The sequence below is a fragment of the Alteromonas gilva genome (genome assembly GCF_028595265.1).
Taxonomy (GTDB): domain Bacteria; phylum Pseudomonadota; class Gammaproteobacteria; order Enterobacterales; family Alteromonadaceae; genus Alteromonas; species Alteromonas gilva.
Map to the genome: position 1 here is coordinate 1,885,834 of NZ_JAQQXP010000001.1, position 18,763 is coordinate 1,904,596.

General features: G+C 48.6%; 12 protein-coding genes. 3 read left to right on the plus strand and 9 right to left on the minus strand.

Annotated features, from left to right (window positions below; translation table 11 throughout):
• Window positions 1-14 precede the first annotated feature (14 nt).
• The 7 genes from OIK42_RS08340 to OIK42_RS08370 all read right to left on the minus strand — a co-directional run bounded on the left by OIK42_RS08340 (window position 15) and on the right by OIK42_RS08370 (window position 12,651).
• Window positions 15-1,124, minus strand: coding sequence for a serine hydrolase domain-containing protein (locus OIK42_RS08340; RefSeq protein WP_273639683.1), 1,110 nt, complete (start codon window positions 1,122-1,124; stop codon window positions 15-17).
• Window positions 1,125-1,589: 465 nt separating this feature from the next.
• A complete protein-coding gene (locus tag OIK42_RS08345; RefSeq protein ID WP_273639684.1) occupies window positions 1,590-2,129 on the minus strand; it encodes a PH domain-containing protein in 540 nt (179 codons plus the stop codon).
• A gap of 179 nt (window positions 2,130-2,308) precedes the next feature.
• On the minus strand, window positions 2,309-4,777 hold the full coding sequence (locus OIK42_RS08350) for a glycoside hydrolase family 9 protein (protein ID WP_273639686.1): 2,469 nt from the start codon (window positions 4,775-4,777) through the stop codon (window positions 2,309-2,311).
• A 154-nt stretch (window positions 4,778-4,931) separates the two neighbouring features.
• Window positions 4,932-5,927, minus strand: a complete 996-nt coding sequence (locus OIK42_RS08355; RefSeq protein WP_273639687.1) for an aldo/keto reductase — start codon at window positions 5,925-5,927, stop codon at window positions 4,932-4,934.
• Window positions 5,928-6,252: 325 nt separating this feature from the next.
• On the minus strand, window positions 6,253-8,451 hold the full coding sequence (locus tag OIK42_RS08360) for a YgiQ family radical SAM protein (protein ID WP_273639689.1): 2,199 nt from the start codon (window positions 8,449-8,451) through the stop codon (window positions 6,253-6,255).
• A gap of 136 nt (window positions 8,452-8,587) precedes the next feature.
• Window positions 8,588-9,022 (minus strand): thioredoxin TrxC, encoded by a 435-nt coding sequence (gene trxC, locus OIK42_RS08365; protein WP_445206761.1) that lies wholly within the window; start codon window positions 9,020-9,022, stop codon window positions 8,588-8,590.
• A gap of 182 nt (window positions 9,023-9,204) precedes the next feature.
• Window positions 9,205-12,651 (minus strand): ATP-binding protein, encoded by a 3,447-nt coding sequence (locus OIK42_RS08370; RefSeq protein WP_273639690.1) that lies wholly within the window; start codon window positions 12,649-12,651, stop codon window positions 9,205-9,207.
• 207 nt (window positions 12,652-12,858) lie between these two features.
• On the opposite strand from OIK42_RS08370, the gene OIK42_RS08375 reads away from it, so the two are divergent.
• The 3 genes from OIK42_RS08375 to OIK42_RS08385 all read left to right on the plus strand — a co-directional run bounded on the left by OIK42_RS08375 (window position 12,859) and on the right by OIK42_RS08385 (window position 16,639).
• On the plus strand, window positions 12,859-14,964 hold the full coding sequence (locus OIK42_RS08375; protein WP_273639692.1) for a two-component system response regulator: 2,106 nt from the start codon (window positions 12,859-12,861) through the stop codon (window positions 14,962-14,964).
• 117 nt (window positions 14,965-15,081) lie between these two features.
• Entirely contained in the window at window positions 15,082-16,038 is a 957-nt protein-coding gene (locus OIK42_RS08380; protein ID WP_273639694.1) for a GGDEF domain-containing response regulator, read from the plus strand.
• A gap of 136 nt (window positions 16,039-16,174) precedes the next feature.
• On the plus strand, window positions 16,175-16,639 hold the full coding sequence (locus OIK42_RS08385; protein WP_273639696.1) for an EVE domain-containing protein: 465 nt from the start codon (window positions 16,175-16,177) through the stop codon (window positions 16,637-16,639).
• Window positions 16,640-16,702: 63 nt separating this feature from the next.
• Here OIK42_RS08385 and dgcA read toward each other — a convergent pair whose 3' ends face one another.
• Both dgcA and dgcN read right to left on the minus strand, forming a co-directional pair.
• Window positions 16,703-17,737: an N-acetyl-D-Glu racemase DgcA gene (dgcA, locus tag OIK42_RS08390; protein WP_273639698.1), complete on the minus strand. Its 1,035-nt coding sequence runs from the start codon at window positions 17,735-17,737 to the stop codon at window positions 16,703-16,705.
• Window positions 17,734-18,732: an N-acetyltransferase DgcN gene (gene dgcN / locus OIK42_RS08395; RefSeq protein ID WP_273639700.1), complete on the minus strand. Its 999-nt coding sequence runs from the start codon at window positions 18,730-18,732 to the stop codon at window positions 17,734-17,736. The genes dgcA and dgcN overlap by 4 nt, the downstream gene beginning before the upstream one ends.
• Window positions 18,733-18,763 lie beyond the last annotated feature (31 nt).

The window sequence follows — 18,763 nt, forward strand, 5'->3', positions numbered from 1 at the left end:
AAGCTTTTCGCAATCTATCCTTTAGACTGACCAAAATAAGCCTTTGCCGCTTTTTTAGCTTGGTCATAGGCGCTTTGTGCGGGGTCATTGCATAAAACGATTGTTGAAAACTTGACCTCAGGATAGCGTTCATAAAACGCGTTTACACCAAGCCAGCCGCCACCGTGCGCAACAACCTGGTGCCCTTCACTTTCAGCAACTACTTGGCCATTTGCGTATTTACCGTCCATGAAAGCACCAAAATCACTATTTGGGGTGAGAAATTGTTTTAATAATACCTCGGGGGTTTTCCCCAGCGTTGGTGTATAGAAATAAGCATCCCATTTCGCCAGATCAGCAACAGTTGTATGAAGCCCACCATCCCCAACCCAAAACAGGTTAGTCATATCAATAACCCAGTCGCCCTCATCGTTTTTTCGATACCCTGAAGCTCTGTTTTTGACGATTTCCGTTGGCTCATCACTGAAAAAAGTCTCATTCATGTTTAGTGGCTTAAAAATTCGCTTATGGGCATATTCACGCAAAGACTCGCCAGAAACTTCTTCCACCAGCATTGATAGTAGGAAATAAGCGAGATTACTGTAATTAAACTTTTCATCTGGAGCATGCCTTAACGGAATCGTTTTAACCAAATCATAGAACTCATCAATGGTCAGATAGTCTTCATTCCCCAATCTGAAAGGACCGTCAGCGGCAGACTTCACCACTTTTTCTACCGAGTCGTAATCCCCCATACCAGCAAAATGGCCCAGCATTGCGTTGATAGTAATAGAATTCTGATAGTCCATTAACTTAGGTAAGTGTTTTCGAATGTCATCTGAAAGAGATATTTTGCCTTCTTCAGCAAGTAACAAAACGGCAAATGCGGTGAATTGTTTCGAAATGGAACCGATTCTATGCACGTTATTACCAGAAAGTGGTACATCCAACTCGAGGTTAGCCATGCCATAACCTTGCTGATGCACTAGTTTTCCGTCTTCAATTACGCCGATTGAACACCCAGGCGCTTTGTCGCTATTTAATGAGGAGAAAAGTTCATCATAATTGACTTCAGAAGCAACAGAAACTTGTGTAACTAAAGCCACACAAGTCATCGACGGTAAGGCAACATTCCAATTCTTCATGTTTTGATATCCTATTCCATTATAAACTTTGAGCTAGCAGAACTTTGTTCTACAACCCAGATCTTAAGTTAAAGATATTGACTGTTAGTTGCTCATGACCACAGTTAATTATGTTTACAAATTAACAATGGCTTAAAGGTTTGTAAATAAATATTGATTTTGAAATCGTTGGTTAGGCTAGGTTTCAAATATCAAGTGCACCATATTAAGTGACTATAGTTCCGAATTTCCCCAAGCTCTGAGCCAATCTGGTGTGAAGGTCCGCTTTGTAGCAATCAACAGTTTTGTCACCTGATTTAAAGAAACAATCGAATGACCGCTTCTTGTCTATAACAGACTAACAAATTCTGATATTCGAAGTCCGAAGTCCGCTCAAAGCGCAAATATATATCCAGCTTTAGTTTATGCGTGTTTCGCAAATAACCTCGCTATAAGCTGTCTCCTAAAGAGCTGACAGCTGCGCTGTTACTTGTTTTTACTTTGAATTATATCGGCTAACATCGCTTCTATACGCTGTACACTCTGGGTTAAGGCCTGCAGATCAGAGGGTGGGGTGTCAGGCTTTTCGCTTGGTGGGTTATTGCGGGAGGTCACGTTTTCTTTTTGATCAAGAATGGCTTCTCTAAAATCAGCGGCATCAACAATGCCTACTAACGATACGAGTGCGCCCTGGCTCGACTGCCCGGCGGTTTCAAAGGCTAGTCGGTATAAGCCGAAGAGTTTCATGAGTGGTCCCTGGCTCATGGAGACGTCCGTGATCTTATCCAGTGGAATAGACTTTTCCTCGGTAAACCAAATACCGCGCTTCACCACTAGTTTACGCTCTGTCAGGGTGGCCGACATTGCTGCGAGCATTTTACCGCAAATAAATAAAAACACCGGAATGCTGATGATGAGTAGGGGAATACCAATAACCGTTGCGCCGGAAATGATCAACAAGCTGATCATCCAGTAGGTTTTAACCTTTGGATCAAAGGAAGCGGAACGAAGTATTTTCTCTGCCATGACAAACTCATTTTGTTTTGTATGGCATTTTTATCGCATTATTTGGTGGGGTAAACAAGAGTCGCCGGGTAAATTGGCGTGGGGATATTGTAAGTATGTGTGTGAATGGGTATTGCGGCGGTTGGTAGTTGCTGCGCAGTTCACCAGTAACAATGAACTGAGCAGCAATATAGGGTTGTTTACTTACCGGCTAGTTGCAGCGCAGCATTTACGGTAAATAAATAAGCACCGCCAACATTAATGACATATTCGTTTTCACCCCATAAAAACGGCCAGTCTTCCATGTTTTCCGGCAGATCCGGTTTCAGGATTAACACACCCGGCACAATGGCGCCGCTGATGAACGAGAAGTCAGCCCGATTCATACCGTACGCCACTTTCTTTGATACGGTTCCCACGTTAGACACAAATGAAATATCCGAATCCGGGTGAGTACCATAGAGGTAATTTAACGAACGATAAATTAATTCGCTGTCGTATAAGTCCGGGAAGGCGGTATGCAAGTAATACTGGGTCATCGCCATTTGTAAAATGGTGCCGTTACCCGCCCAGCCATATTCGGTAATAACCACGCCAAAGGGGTTTTTACTGGTTGCCGCGTCAAGAGTTGGCTTATAGCTTTCGGCAGCACTGCGAATACGTTCTCGGTAAGCACTATCCATGTAAGGCATTGCGCGGATAGCCAGGATCGCATTACGGCCAAACTCGCTTTCAATGTAAGGCAGTAATTTATTGATAGCGCGTTGGTATTGCTTATCTTTGGTGGTGATCAGCAGTTCCACAGCGGCTTTAAGCTGCTCTTCTTCGAGCCCACCGCCAGTGGTATTACCCACTTGAAACATGTCCGGCGCGTGAGTGGACTCTTCTTCCCATGCTGCAATAGCTGTCTCTATGCTTTCTTTGGCCAGAGCCGGTTTATAATCGGCCAATGCTCGACTCGCGGCAGCCAGCGCGGCCATCGAACCGTAATTAAGCGGTGTGGATTTACTGGTAAACGCCCAGCGATCGTCAAATACACCGCTATTAATACCATCGGACTCGGTATCGGCCATGTCCGGGTTATAAATCAGGTTGTCGGTCATGGTGAGGCCGTCACCCAAATGGGTGTACTGGCTCAAATCAGACACGATTATACCCGGTATAGCGTGACCAACTGCTTTATATTGCGCCAGCAATGCCAGTGTACCGTGCTCAATTTGCTGCAATAAATCAGGTTTGCCATCTGGTACATGAATATCCACGTACTTGCGATCGTAATCAACCAGCGTGGTGTCGCGACTGATGCCAAACTCTTCCCAAACCTGTACCAGGGTTCTTACGGTGCGATACTGGGTTTGTGTGCGAATGTCATAATCGCCGGCATCGTACCAGCCGCCTACATTTAAGCCGGGAATATGCTCACCCGGTTGGTAAGGCGTGTCAGTTGTCGGGCCCTGAGCGTACAGGTCAAAGTGCTCGTGGTTAACAGGGGCCTGCAAGGCATCGTCTAAATGCGATGCACCATGCCATACCCGGTATGCTTCGTTGATCAGCATATGATCCATCTGTACCGGAAAATAGTGATCCAGCGTTGGATGCCATGCTTTATCCAGTACCGTTGCGTCAATCGGAAACGCGGCGGTGGTGGTGGCACCATAGCGCAACTGATAAACCCCCGGCGTAGTCACATCAGAAAAATCAAACGCTGCGTACTGATAACGGGTGTAATTATCCTGCTTAACGGGTTTAGCCTGTTTAACCACCGTGGATGAGCCATCAGGATTTATTTTAAGCAACTGTGCAGTACCATTGAGCGGCGCTCTGGCATCCAACTCAATCACCGCACGTTTGGTTTGGTCAGGCAGGTAGCCCACCTGAGAGTGACCAATCATGGGATCGCGCAGCCAGTTATCATTGGTACTGGCGGTAAGCTTCCATTTAGCCAGCGTGCCGGCTTTACCCGCAGGCAACAATCCGCGTACCACATACCAGCCATTCTGCGCTTTGGCACGGCCATCATACAGCGCTAAGGGTAAGGTTTCAGATTCTATCGAGACACGTTTCCCGGTGTCTTCAGGTGCCAAAACAAGATGCTGGCCCTGGGCAAGTGGCAGGGGCTCATGGGCACCTATCACTTCTTTTACGCCGGTAGGGTAAAGTGGAAATGCGCCGGGTTTGCCGTCAGCTAAAAAACTGGTTTCCATATAAACGGAAGGCAAAAACTCCATATTAAAACCCGCTTTGCCCTCAAGCTCTGCTGGCAATGGCTTGGGCGAAGACAAGGTGAGCTCAACGCCATTGTCGATAGGGCTGGCGGTAATTGTATAGGTGAAATCGTATTCGGGGTAGGAGAGGGTCGCGCTAATGGTGCCAGACTCCTGGTCGACAACACGTTCTACAAACGTCGGGATTGGGTCCCATTGCTCCGGCGTTGCACTTAACCTCACATCACCATTGGTGGCGGTGCGTTCGCCAAAATGAATCAGTTCAACACCACTGACTTTTGAGTCGCCGAACAGGCCATTATACCAGTTACTGAAAACCACTACGTCCAGACTCGGCTGGCTGAAATATTCTTTGTCGTTGAGGCTGGGCGTTTTGGCTAATGCCGCCGTCGATGACGCGACTAAAGCACCGGCAACTGCGGCAGCGATAAGTGATTTAAGCACACATATACTCCTTTTTTTATTGTTAACAAAAGGTTATCAGTTATGTGCGCGATTTAAATTATGCTATTGGTTTTCGCTATTGTGATTTCGTCAGATGGCACTGACAGCGTTGTTGTAGCGCTATCAGTGCCATTATAGCAGGGCAGTGTACAGGCTACACTTCGCAGCGGATCAGTGGTTCGACTTCGTCGATATAGTAAGCGTAAAGCTGTTCATGCAAGCGCTTATCAAGGGGGGATAATGCCGAGACTGCGGCATTTTGCGATACCTGTTTGGCTGAACTGGCACCAGGAATAATGGCCGATACAGCGTCGTGATCTAAAATCCAGCGCATGGCAAATTGGGCCATGGTTAAATCATCGGGCTTAAATGTTTTGAGCCGCTCAATCAGCTTAAGGCCCTGGTTAAATTCTATGCCACTAAAGGTTTCGCCAACGCTGAAGGCATCGCCGTCTTTATTAAAGTTGCGGTGATCGGTGGCGTCAAATTGCGTGTTCTGATCAAATTTACCGGTTAACATGCCGCTGGCCAGTGGTAAGCGCACAATAATGCCTACCTTTTTCTCCAGCGCTTTATCGAACAGTTCGGTCACCGGGCGCTGGCGCATCAGGTTAAATATGATCTGTAACGATGCTACATCGTCGTGTTGCAAACAAATGTGCGCTTCTTCCAGTGTTTCCACACTGGCACCAAAGTGACTGATATGCCCTTCCTGCTGGACTTCTCTTAGCCAGTCAAATATGGCGCCGTGGCTCAATACGTGTTTAGGAATGCAGTGCAACTGGAGTAAATCGAGGCGGTCACGCTGTAACCGGTCCTGGGCGCGTTTAACGGCGTCGCGCAGGTCAGTAAGGCTGTAACCGTCAGGATAGGTGCCCTCACCACGTCCGTATTTGGTGGCAATCACGGCATCAGGGGCAATGTCAGATAATACTTTGCCTAAATAGCTTTCACTCTGACCGCCACCATACACATCGGCGGTATCAAAAAAAGTGATACCATCATCAACGGCCTGGGTAAGCACTGCCATCGCGGTTTGCTCATCAATGGGGCCAAAATCCCCACCCAGTTGCCAGCAGCCCAGGCCCACTTCACTTACCTTGAGTGCCGATGAGCCTAAAATGCGTGACTTAATACGTTGTGCTGACATGGTGTCTCTCCATTTATAAAACCACGATAATACATGGTTAGGTTTGAATCATGTACGACCAGACGCTAACAGCGACATGGTGAATTGAGATGATGCATTTAACTACAAGCATTACTAAATTTGTTTATGCTGTGGTTGTTTAGAAACCAGTAAAGGTTAATAACTAAAGATAATCAATATCATAGCGCAACTATAACGTTATGATGGGCACGTTAAAAGTGGTACGATGAAAGATGCTGACGATTTGTTGTACCCGTGATTGTCTGCACAGGGGATGATTGTTCATCCCCTGTGCAGGTTTTTAAATTCCTTAAGCGAGGTAGTTCTATTGGTATTTGGGCTTGCTGGTACGGGTGGTTTTAGGCTTGTGCCTGTTGCCCGACGCGTTGGCATTTGCCGCCGTTCTGATCCCGGTATGCTTGGTTAACGCCCGCTCGCCCCGGCGCGGCTTTGCTGCACGCTGGCGCTTTTCATTAGCACTTTCTGGCGGTACCAGGTGCTGCGGGCCACGGCCAATCAGATCCTCACGGCCCATCTTAACCAGCGCTTTACGAATTTGAGCAAAATTCTTCGGGTCATGATAACGCAGCATGGCTTTATGCAGACGGCGATGAATTTCGCCTTTGGCTGAAGGCACGGTTTCACTGTCTTTCTTAACCTTACGCAGCGAGTTAACCTCGGTGTGGTACAAGGTCGTTGCAGTGGCCATGGGCGACGGATAAAAGTTTTGTACCTGATCCAGTTTAAAGCGATTTTCTTTTAACCAGATAGCCAGCTCCAACATGTCTTCGTCGGTAGTGCCGGGGTGCGAGGCAATAAAATACGGGATCAGGTATTGCTCTTTTCCGGCCTCTTTAGAGTATTTGTCGAACAGCTCTTTAAAGCGGTAGTAGGTGCCCATACCAGGCTTCATCATTTTACTTAACGGGCCATCTTCGGTGTGTTCAGGGGCAATTTTTAAGTAACCGCCAACATGATGCTTGGCTAACTCTTTTACATAAGCCGGATCTTCTATGGCCAGGTCGTAGCGTACACCAGAGGCGATAAGAATTTTTTTGATCCCCGGTAAATCACGCGCGCGTCGATACAAATTAATGGTGGGCGCATGATCGGTATCCATATGGGCACAAATCGACGGGTACACGCAGGATGGCCGGCGACAGGTCGCCTCGGCCTTGGCGCTTTTACAGCGCAAGCGGTACATGTTCGCCGTGGGCCCGCCTAAATCGGAGATAACGCCCGTAAAGCCCGGTACCGTATCGCGGATTTGCTCAATTTCACGAATAATGGAATCTTCTGAACGGCTTTGAATAATGCGCCCTTCGTGTTCGGTAATCGAACAGAAAGTACAGCCGCCAAAACAGCCGCGCATAATATTCACTGAAAACCGGATCATGTCGTAAGCAGGGATCTTGGCATCGCCATAGGCCGGATGCGGCACACGCTGGTAAGGTAAATCGAACACCGCGTCCATTTCTTCGGTTTCAAGGGGCATAGCGGGTGGGTTTATCCAAATATGCCGATCGCCGTGGCGTTGCAATAAGGCGCGTGCGCAGCCCGGGTTGGTTTCCTGATGCAAAATTCGGTTGGCGTGGGCATAGAGTGTTTTATTGTCACGCACCACTTCATAAGCGGGCAATTTTACATACACGTTTTCCCACGGCTTACGACGCTCGGCCGGCTGCACCACAATGGCTTTTGCAGTTTCGGGCGCAGCTGGCTCGGTTTTATTTTCATTTTTGCCGTCGCAATCCGGTTCCATCACATAGGGGCTGGGCAGCGGATCGATTTTACCTGGCCGGTCGAGGGATGTGGAGTCAACTCCCTGCCATTCTGGTAAGGGTTGTTTGACGATAATGGCAGTGCCGCGCACATCTGTGATGTCGGCAATAGCTTCGCCGGCGGCTAAGCGGTGAGTAACCTCTACCAGCGGCCGTTCGGCATTACCAAACATCAATAAGTCAGCTTTGGCATCGAACAATACCGACCGGCGAACCTTTTCTGACCAATAGTCATAATGGGCGATGCGTCGCAGGCTGCCTTCGATACCGCCAATAATAATAGGCACGTCTTTAAAGGCTTCACGACAGCGCTGGGAGTACACCGTGACTGCGCGATCGGGGCGTTTACCGCCTTCATTATTGGGCGTGTAGGCATCGTCGTGACGGAGTTTTTTGTCGGCGGTATAACGGTTAATCATCGAATCCATGTTACCCGCTGTAACACCAAAATAGAGGTTGGGCTTACCCAGCTTCATGAAATCGTTTTTATTTGTCCAGTCTGGCTGGGCGATAATACCCACTCTGAAACCGTGAGCTTCAAGCAACCGTCCTATAATAGCCATGCCAAAACTGGGATGATCCACATACGCATCGCCGGTGACTAAAATGATGTCACAGCTGTCCCAGCCAAGCTCATCCATTTCGGCCCGCGACATAGGTAAAAAAGGTGCGCTGCCATAACAGTGGGCCCAATACTTGGGATACGAGAACAGGCTGCGATCAGCCTTAATAGTTGCTTGCATGGAATTCTTCAGAAGGTAGTGGAAACGCGGCGATTATAGCAAACATCAAAGCCGGAAAGTAGCGTAGTGTTAACCACTAACCGGTTAATATTTGTGCGCTGTTAAGTGCTTTGTACACCGCGCGTAAAAAGCGCCGCTAACGTATGACTTGCCGGGCCCACTGAATAAGCTGCGCAGCCGGCATGGCACCGGCCTGGCGCGCCGTTTCAGTGCCTTGTTTAAACACCAACATGCAGGGAATACTGCGTATAGCATACTGTTGACTTAAGGCCTGATTCGCCTGGGTATCGACCTTTGCTAATACCGCGCTGCCTGTTAGCGCTGCGGCGGCTTGCGCAAATGCCGGTGCCATGGCTTTACAGGGGCCACACCAGTCGGCCCAAAAATCAACAATAACGGGTAAGTCAGATTTTTGTACGAAACGTGCAAAATTAGCCTGCTCAAGCGTTATCGGACTGGCTGGCAGCAACGGCTGCTTGCATTTTCCGCAGGTGGGCGAGTCGTTAAGGCGCGTCGCCGGACTGCGGTTAATCGCCTGGCAAGAAGGACATACAATTTGAATAGCGCTCATCAGTGTTTACCGTTGTTTAAATTTAACCGCGGTGTAAGGCGAAGATCTCACACCGCAAAGACTGTAAGGTTTTACCCACCAATCCTACTGCTTTTGCACGGCGTAAATCAACGTGTGCCAGGCCGCTGATTGATTGGTTTATCAGGTTAATCAATCAACCAATAGAGCGCGTTCAAGCAAATCTACTCCTGCGCTGCCAGGTAAGCATTAAACAACACCAGGGTGTGTTCCAGCTCATGTTCCAGTTGCCGGAACAGGGGCGGGAACTGCTCAAATTCGAAGTTACCGGCGTTCTTTTCTAACTCGCTGAGGGTTTTGTGTAATGCCACAGCGCCCACGTCACCGCTGTTACCTTTAAAGGCATGGGCTGCAAAGCGGATACCCTCACGGTTTTGCTCAGCCAGTGCATTGTTAAGATCTTGCATTTTCTGCTCACTGCTTGCTATGAACAGCTGGATCAGCTTTGTCATTAAGTTTTCACGTCTGCCTAAACGCTCAAGCGCCTGGTCTTTTTGCCACAACTCGTTACTGGCTGGCGCGGTATATTGCGCTTGAGGCGGAGCATCTGCAGTTAATTGCTCATTTTCTGTCAGCGCTGCGCCCATATGTTGGGCTAATTTGCGTTCCAGCAATACCGGGTCGACAGGTTTGGTAATAAAGTCGCTCATGCCGGCGGCATAACATTTTTCGCTTTCACCCTGCATGGCATTTGCCGTCATAGCGATAATGGGTATTGTTTTGTTGTCTTCTCCCGCGGCACCATTGCGGATGGCTTTGGTTGCCTCATAGCCATCCATCACTGGCATATTGCAGTCCATGAGGACGGCATTAAAAGGCTGACTCGCTTCTTTGAGCATGGTGATGGCTTCCTGGCCGTTTTTAGCAATAAGAATTTCACTTCCCAATGGCTCAAGAATGTATCGTGCTACCTGTGTATTAATTTCGTTGTCGTCCACAACTAATATATTCCCTGACAGTACCCGGTTTTTCAGTGCCTGGTTGCTCTTGCCGGGAATGTCATGGCCCCGGCGTTCGGTGTCGGTGGTTAAGCTGGGAGTATCATTACTACGCGCGTTTAACAGGGTCGAGAGCAATACCGAACGATACACTGGTTTTACTAAGTTGATGGCATTTACCGGCAAGTCAGCTGTAGGGATGACCTGTTCAGACAATATCACCAGTTTAGGCAAAGGTTCATCGCCAGTCAGGCTCAGCCAAAAGCTGGTAAATGCTTCATAATCAGGGTGTTCGCTGTCAACAATTAACAATGAAAGTGGCGCGAGATCGCTGGGTGTAATGGGGGCGCTTAGCTCAGCCAGGGTGCCCTGGTTATTAACAATAAAGCGGCTGATGACATCGCGCAACGGCGGCGTTGCGATCATTATGCCGACACTTGAGTTGGCCAGACGCGCATTGCCATCATTGGGTTTTTCCTGCCACTCCTTGGTGGGCACAGTAAAGGTAAAGACCGATCCTTTGCCCGGTTGTGAGCTGACCGATATTTTACCTCCCAAAATAGTAATGATTTCCTTACTAATAGAAAGGCCCAGTCCGGTACCGCCATACCTGGCTGATATGGTATTGTCAGCCTGCGTAAAGGCGTTAAACAACCTGGCTAATTTCGCTTCTGCGATACCAATACCGGTATCGGCTATTTCGACATGCAGATAACTGGTAGTGGCGGTTATTTCACTCCAGGCTTTTACGGCAATGTGACCGTTTTGTGTAAATTTTATCGCATTGCTGAGCAGGTTGTTGATGACTTGCGTTAAGCGGTGCGGGTCACTGTTAATCGAAACAAAATGCAAATCGTTGGTGTCGATATAAAACCCCAGGCGTTTCTCGTTGGCAACCACCGACATGGTGCTGGTGATGCTTTCCAGTAATGCCTCCGGGTTGAACTGCTGATACTCCAGCTCCAGTTTACCGGCTTCTATTTTGGATAAATCCAGTATATCGTTAATCAGCCGCCGCAATGACTCGACGCTGTTTTCGGCCATCTGCACCAGCTTTTTCTGCTTGGTGTTGAGTGGCTCTTGCTTGAGTAAACCGGTGGCCCCAACTATGCCGTTTAATGGAGTACGCATTTCGTGGCTGATAGTAGAAATAAAGTTAGACTTTAGCTGACTAACCTCCAGTGCCTTATCTCTGGCTTTCTCCAGCTCAAAGGTGCGCTTGGCAATGGTCTTTTCTAACCCTTTATTGACCGATACTATGTCAAGCTGCGCCTGCTTTTCGCTGGTAATATCACTCACCGCAATGGCATAAGCGGCGTTAGAATCCCTGTTGTCTATTTTGGCCACTTTCGTGTGCAGCCATTTTATGCCGTTATCGTGGCAGGAAGGCTGCCAGTCGTAACCGCTAAAATCAAAAGTGTTATCGGCATTGGCGATCCGATGCGCTAACTCCTCATCGCCATAATAGCCTAAAAACGCCGCCACGGGTTTGCCCTTTACGGCATTAAGGTGGGCATTAAACAGACGCTCGAAGGCATAATTAACAGTGTTAATTCGCCACTGTTTATCAACGGTAATAATCGCATCTTCGGCTACATCAACGGCCGCTTTGGCTTCTTCGGCAACACTTAGCAAGCTGCTTAAGCGCCGATTATTACGATGTAACATATACAGCGCCAGCAACGACAGAACCAGTACACCGAAAAGCGCTATAAAGGTGTCCGCGCGGCGGTTGTTAAGCGCCGCAGCATAATAGCTATCGGGCAGTAAGATGGTAGCTGTTAACTGACCACCGCGTTCATGGGCGGCAACCACCAGTCTGGTTGACTTACCCCACAATAACGCATCGTCCTTTTGATAATTCACCAGTGAGGTGTCACCGTGCACCCTTTGCAAATAGGTGGTGTGGAGCATCTGTTTTGCCGCCAGGTCACGGCTATACTGCAGTGCTGTGTCGGGATGCTTTATAAAATAGCCATCGACATCGGTTAGCAGCACTTGATAGTCTTTAGTAACCAGGTGATCCAATGCGTTGAGAAGGTAACTGACGTCAACGTTAGCGATAACAATACCAAACAGCTGGTTAGCCTCGTCATATATCGGTTTTGCCAGCCGCAAAGTGGGCTGGTACGGAAAGGTAATTCGGCCAAACTCGCGGTTTAAATCAATCACCGACACAAACAACTGTTCTTCGTGTAATGAAGTGGTTTCGGTAAAATAGTAGCGTTCGCTTTTATTTTGCAGATCGTTGCTCGCGCGCGGTACCACTTTGCCATTAAGGCGTTCAACGCGCAGCATTTCCTGGCCTTTGGCATCAATAACGCGAAGCTGAAAGTAAGCCTGGTTGTTTTCCATAAAGCTGGTAAATATGTTGCTTAAACGGCCTTTCCAAAGCTCGGTGGTTGTGCCATCAAGGGGGTCTACCCCATCATTAGTGGCGGCACGGGTAAGCCCACTGATGGGCGGCGTAGAATATAAAAATGTAATGTCTTCTTTAAACGCCCGGTATTCGCTGCTTATCAGCGTTTCGATTTCGCTTAAGTTGATGTCAAAATCGGCAACGAGTGTTTTGTTATAAGCGCTGACGATTTTTTGATCGGCAAAATAGGTAATGACGCCCACAAAAAACACAGCGGTTAATGCAAACAGCGGAAAGGAAAAACGCATACTCATTTAATAGTTGCCTAACGATAGTATTAACAGAGGCCGTCGTTATGGTGAGGCATAAAAGACGGCCTGGGTATGTGTAATTAATAGGTGTAAAAGTAAAAAAAAGCAAAGCAAAACCAGCGAATCAGTTAAGTTCTACTATACTCACTGAGAATGTGGCGCGCGATTCCCGCAGATGTAACAGGACAGATTACAAGGCAAAGCAGTTTTATGAAGCTGGATTTTAATAAAGGACTAATACTGGCAGTCGATGATCAGGCAGCAGACCTGCTGATTGTTGAGCATGCGTTGAGTGATTACTACACGGTAGTTACCACGACATCTCCCGAAAAAGCCCTCTCTTTGGCACGTGAGTTAACCCCCGACATTATTTTACTCGACATTGAAATGCCAGAAATGGATGGCTTTACCCTGTGTAAAGCACTTCAGGCAATTCCCGCGCTGTCCGGCTCGACATTCATGTTTATTACCTCCCATTCAGATGTCACCTTTGAGACCAGGGCGTTGTCGCTGGGGGCCGCTGACTTTATCTCTAAACCCATTAACCTGGACATTTGTCGGTTGCGGGTTAAAAGTCAGATGACCATTAAACAGCAGGCCAGTTCGCTGCATCAGGCGTATTCCATTCTTCATCGGGAAAAAATGCATTTAAGTACTATTTTACAGTCTATTGGTGACGCGGTTATTGCCACCGACATTAATGAAGTGATTACCTTTATTAACCCCGTCGCGCAGCGCTTAACAGGCTGGTGTCAGAAAGAGGCGGTGGGGCAAAAACTGACCGATGTGATGGTGTTACGGGACGCCTCAAGCGGTGAGACAATGATAAACCCGTTAATCGTGGCACTGGAACAAAAGCGCACAGTGGCGATGGCACTCAATGCCGAGATTGTCAGTAAGGATGGCAATTGTTACCGGGTAGAAGATTCAGCCAGTCCCATTCTGGACATGGAAGGAAATCATATTATCGGCGGCGTCATCGTGTTTCAGGATGTCACCGACGCCATTGCCATGACAACCAAAATGACGCACCTGACCAACCATGACCAGCTCACTGGTTTGCCAAACCGGATTTTACTGTACGATCGCATGCTGCAGGCAATTAACAACATTAGTCACACTGATCGTATGGTCACCGCACTGCTCATTGATCTCGATAACTTTAAGTATATCAACGACTCACTAGGGCACCATGTGGGCGATGCGATTATTCAGCAGGTGGCCAAGCGATTAGAAGGGGTGTGCGATCCCTATACGACGGTATCCCGCATTGGTGGCGACGAATTTGTGGTATTGCTCAGTGACTGCAGTTCTATGGGTTATATTAATACGATTGCCAGCAGTGTTATAGAAACCGTGAATGCGCCGGTAGCGGTCGACGGTGACGTTCACCGGCTGTCGATAAGTATGGGGGTGAGCATCTACCCAACGGATGCCCGCTCGCCTGAAGAGATGTTGCGTCACGCCGATACAGCCATGTATAAGGTAAAAAGCGAGGGTAAAAATCACTTTTCGTTTTTTGCCGATGAACTGTCAGAAGACTTAAAAGAGCGTGTGAACGTCGAAAAGATGCTCCATCATAGTCTCGATGCAGACGCTTTGCTGGTGTATTTTCAGCCTAAATACAGTCTCATTGACGGACATTTAACCGGCATGGAAGCGCTGGTCAGAATGAAGCGGTGTGATGGCAGTATTATGACACCCTATCATTTTATACCGGTAGCTGAAGAGTCGGGTCTTATTATCCGGCTCGGTAAACAGGTGCTGGATAAAAGCTGTAAACAGGCAAAGGCGTGGTTCGATGCAGGCAAGCCCGTTAAAGTGGCGGTGAATATCGGGGCATCGCAATTTAATGAGTTTGGCTTTACCAAAACCGTCGCCGATACCTTATACAAATATGATTTATCGCCGGAGTGGCTGGAGTTAGAAATTACCGAGTCTGCGTTGATTCAAAACATTAATAGCGCCAAAAAAGCAATAATGTCGTTGCAACGCCTGGGGGTGTCTATTGCTCTGGATGATTTTGGTACCGGTTATTCAAGTTTGTCTTACCTGCGAAGCTTTAATTTTGACGTGTTAAAAATTGATCGCTCGTTTATTCTGGATATTGACTCCGATGAGCAAGCGGTAAGGATTGTTAAAGCTATTATTGATTTAGCCGATTCACTAAGATTGGAAGTTGTGTGTGAGGGTATCGAAACACAAGCACAATTGGTAGCATTACAAACCATGGGGTGTGAGCAGGGGCAGGGCTTTTACTTTGCTAAGCCACAACCCGCTGAAGCGCTGGAGAGTGCCTGGGAAGCCCGTTACTGAGAGCTTGTCAATTAAAGCATCAATGAACGTTAATCAATTAATGTACATCAGTGACTGTACATCAGAATAAATACAGCAATAAAAGCATTCGCCTGCTGTGAACCAGAGAGTCAGACTATGGCCAAGATTGACACCTCCGTATTGCAACCCCACTCGTTTAGCGACAAAACGTTAGCAGATTGCAGGGTATTGATTGTTGACGATGAGGAAGCCAGCCGGTTGGTGTTATCTTCCGTCCTGGAAGAGTTTTTTCAATGCACCTGTATTGGCGACAGCGCCAGTGTCATAAGAACCTGCGAACAAATACAGCCCGATCTGATTCTGCTTGACGTAAATATGCCCGGCAAAGACGGGTTAACCCTTTGTGGTGAACTTAAGCAAACAACACACTCTGCGGCTATTCCGGTGATGTTTATCACCGGCGGCGGCGATGCCGCACTTCAGGATACCTGTTGGGAAGCCGGCGCGTCAGACTTCATTGCCAAACCAGTGGTAGCGTCGACCCTTATCCACCGGGTAAAAAATGTGTTGCAGAGTAAACTGCGTTTAGAGCTAATTAGCGAAATGACCTTCCGCGATCAGCTTACCGGGTTATATAACCGTTATTATCTGACCACCGAAATACCCACCATGTTGAAACACCTTATCAGAGAGCAACAGCCGCTGGGCGTGATTATGATGGATATCGATAATTTTAAAGGTTTTAACGATACCTATGGACATGTTGAAGGTGATAAGTGTTTGCACGCGGTGGCCACAGCGCTAAAAAGCTGTCTGCGACGTCCACAGGACTTTGCCATGCGATATGGTGGTGAGGAGTTCCTGGTATTTCTGCCCAATACCAGTCAGGAAGGCTGCGAAACAGTGGGTAACGCCATGGTAGAGTCAGTGCAGGCGCTGCACATCACCAATTCAATCAGTCCCTACAAAGAAGTAACGGTAAGTGCCGGCTATATTGTGATGCAGCCCGAACATTCATCGAAGCTCGAAGACATTATTAACCAGGCCGATGAGCAATTGTACGAGGCAAAAGCGGCCGGTAAAAACCGACTCATTGGCCGCAGCCACTGCTAAATAACAGGTGCTAAATAAAAGACGGCGTATGCTGCACAGCGTTGTACCGGTAACAGAATGATGCCGCAGTTCAGCCGTGCCATGTAACCCTGGGTTGGGTATACTATCGGGCTTGAGCTTTTTGGTGGGGTTTAACATGCAATACTGGTTATTTAAGTCTGAGCCCGATGTGTTTGGTATTGCGCATCTGGCTAACCGTCCTGATCAAACTGAACCCTGGGATGGGGTGCGCAATTATCAGGCGCGCAACTTTTTGCGCGATGAAGTCGGGCTTGGCGATCGGGTGTTTTTTTACCATTCCAGCTGTAAAACAGTGGGCATCGCCGGTGTTGTTGAAATAGTGCGGGCAGGCTATGCGGATCCGAGCCAGTTTGACCCTGAGTCGGACTATTATGACCCAAAGGCCAGCCGGGAAAAGCCGCGCTGGTACAGTGTCGATGTAAAGCTGGTGGAATGTTTTGATCACATTCTGACACTTAAAGACATTAAAGCCAATCCACACATTCGGGAACTGGGTCTGGTTAAAAAAGGTCATCGGCTATCGGTAATGCCAGTGACGCACGACGAGTGGCAGGTATTGTATGGTATGGCGAAGGCCTGAACTCCCTGCTGTACAGCAATGCACAGTCATGGTTAACAGGCCCGCATAAGACAGCGCCTTAGGTTACCTGGATTGCCACAGCTCGCGTAGCCCTTGTTGGCCATACTGGCCCGGTAAGCCCCACAAAAAAGGCTCTGGCTGAGTCATGCGCCCCTGCTCAAATTCAAACCCGTCAGGCCGGTCTTTGGCCACGAGTAACGGCCCGTCTAAATCAACAAATTGTACGTCTGCACACAAACCATAGGCAGGTGCCATGGCCAGTGACGACCCCACCATACAACCCACCATTACCTGTAAGTGGTGGTCGCGGGCCGCGTGCAGCGTGCGGATAGCTTCGGTAAGACCACCGGTTTTATCCAGTTTAATGTTGACGGCCTGATAATAGTTAGCCAGCCGCGCGATATCACTGCTGACATGGCAGGACTCGTCGGCACACAATATAATCGGGCTATTAATGTTAGCCAGTTCGTTGTCTGCACTGGCGGCTAGCGGCTGCTCAATCAGTACTACGCCTAAGTTAGCCATGTCAGGTAACAGGGCACTGAGTAAATCCGCTTGCCAGCCCTCATTGGCATCAATAATAAGGCGACTCTGCGGCGACGCCTGGTGTACCGCAGCTAAGCGTTCCAACACATCGTGCTCATCGAGTTTTATTTTAATCAGCGGTGCATTTTTGATGGCTTCGGCCTGAGCTTGCATACCGGCAGGTGTGTCGATACTCAGCGTTTGCGCGGTGTAGCAGCGTTGATTTACGCGCAAATTGGTTAACGATGCTACCGATTTACCGGTTAGCTTTGCTTTTAAATCCCACAGGGCGGCATCGAGAGCGTTGCGTGCAGCGCCTGCGGGCAGTAGCGTGAGCAAATCTTCGGTGTCGCTGACACCGGCTAATTTAGGCGCCACTTGTGCGAGCTGCTCAAGGACGCTGTCGGTTGATTCACCATAGCGTCCGTAAGGTACCGATTCGCCCCAGCCAAAATAGCTGCCATCAGACACCATAACAGTGATCACATCGGCCTGGGTTTTAGCCCCTCTGGAAATGCGAAACTCCCGGGCCAGGGTAAAGGATTCTGTAAAGGCTTTTAGAGCAAGACTCATCCAAGGGCCTCCACCAATGGTCCTACGCCGTGGCGAATGGGATCAACACAGGGCAGGCCAAGTCGCTCGGTGACATCTTTGCAGTAAGTCAGTGCTTCAACGTCACTCACCGACGAGGTGTTAACCGAAACACCGATAATTTTAACGGCGGGATTGGTGACGCGTGCCGCATTTAAATTCATATTGATAACCTGTTCAAGACTCGGTAAAGGACGCCCTGGTATAGCCCGCATATGCGCCCGGTTAAGAGCATGACATATCACCAGCGCATCGGGTTGTGCACCATGCAATAATCCCATACTTACGCCAGCAAATGCCGGGTGAAAGAGCGAACCCTGACCTTCCACCAGATCCCAGTGGTCTTCGCTGTTGGCTGGGCATAATGCTTCTACCGCACCAGAGATAAAGTCGGATATCACACAATCCACCGCAACGCCTTCACCCGCGACTAAAATACCGCTTTGGCCGGTAGCGCGAAAGGTTGCGTTTGCTCCTTTAGCCTGCAGCGCCCTGGCCAGACTCAGCGTAGTGTACATTTTGCCCACTGAGCAGTCGGTGCCCACGGTTAACAGTCGCTTGCCGCTGCGCGGAACACCGGTTCCGGTTTTAAACCTGGTGGTGGGGTGGCGAATATCGATGAGTTGTCGACCAAGTTCGGCCGCTTTAGCGGCTACTTCCGGAATATCGGTGAGTTTGTCATGTAAACCGTTAATGATATCCATGCCGGCTTCCAGCGCTTCTATAATTGAGTCAATCAGTGATGTATCGAGAACGCCGCCACTGTTGGCAAACCCCAGCACAAACCCCTTTGCACCTTGCTGTGCGCCTTCCTGAATCGACATAGAGGGTAAGCCGGTGGTCACGCTGCAACCCGGTAGAGAAAATTCACCTATGCACTTTTCCGGGCTCCAATCAGCCGCACTCTTGGCCATTTTGATACTAAGCGGATCGGTTGCCTGACCAATAAATAATAAATACGGAGAAGGTAAGTTCATGAATACTCCTAAAACCTGTTTAATGTGCCGG

Coding starts and splice junctions, on each gene's coding strand:
- OIK42_RS08340 (WP_273639683.1), bottom strand. CDS start 1,124: ATGAAGAATTGGAATGTTGCCTTACCGTCGATGACTTGTGTGGCTTTA.
- OIK42_RS08385 (WP_273639696.1), top strand. CDS start 16,175: ATGCAATACTGGTTATTTAAGTCTGAGCCCGATGTGTTTGGTATTGCG.
- OIK42_RS08345 (WP_273639684.1), bottom strand. CDS start 2,129: ATGGCAGAGAAAATACTTCGTTCCGCTTCCTTTGATCCAAAGGTTAAA.
- OIK42_RS08370 (WP_273639690.1), bottom strand. CDS start 12,651: ATGAGTATGCGTTTTTCCTTTCCGCTGTTTGCATTAACCGCTGTGTTT.
- dgcN (WP_273639700.1), bottom strand. CDS start 18,732: ATGAACTTACCTTCTCCGTATTTATTATTTATTGGTCAGGCAACCGAT.
- OIK42_RS08360 (WP_273639689.1), bottom strand. CDS start 8,451: ATGCAAGCAACTATTAAGGCTGATCGCAGCCTGTTCTCGTATCCCAAG.
- OIK42_RS08375 (WP_273639692.1), top strand. CDS start 12,859: ATGAAGCTGGATTTTAATAAAGGACTAATACTGGCAGTCGATGATCAG.
- OIK42_RS08380 (WP_273639694.1), top strand. CDS start 15,082: ATGGCCAAGATTGACACCTCCGTATTGCAACCCCACTCGTTTAGCGAC.
- trxC (WP_445206761.1), bottom strand. CDS start 9,022: ATGAGCGCTATTCAAATTGTATGTCCTTCTTGCCAGGCGATTAACCGC.
- OIK42_RS08355 (WP_273639687.1), bottom strand. CDS start 5,927: ATGTCAGCACAACGTATTAAGTCACGCATTTTAGGCTCATCGGCACTC.
- dgcA (WP_273639698.1), bottom strand. CDS start 17,737: ATGAGTCTTGCTCTAAAAGCCTTTACAGAATCCTTTACCCTGGCCCGG.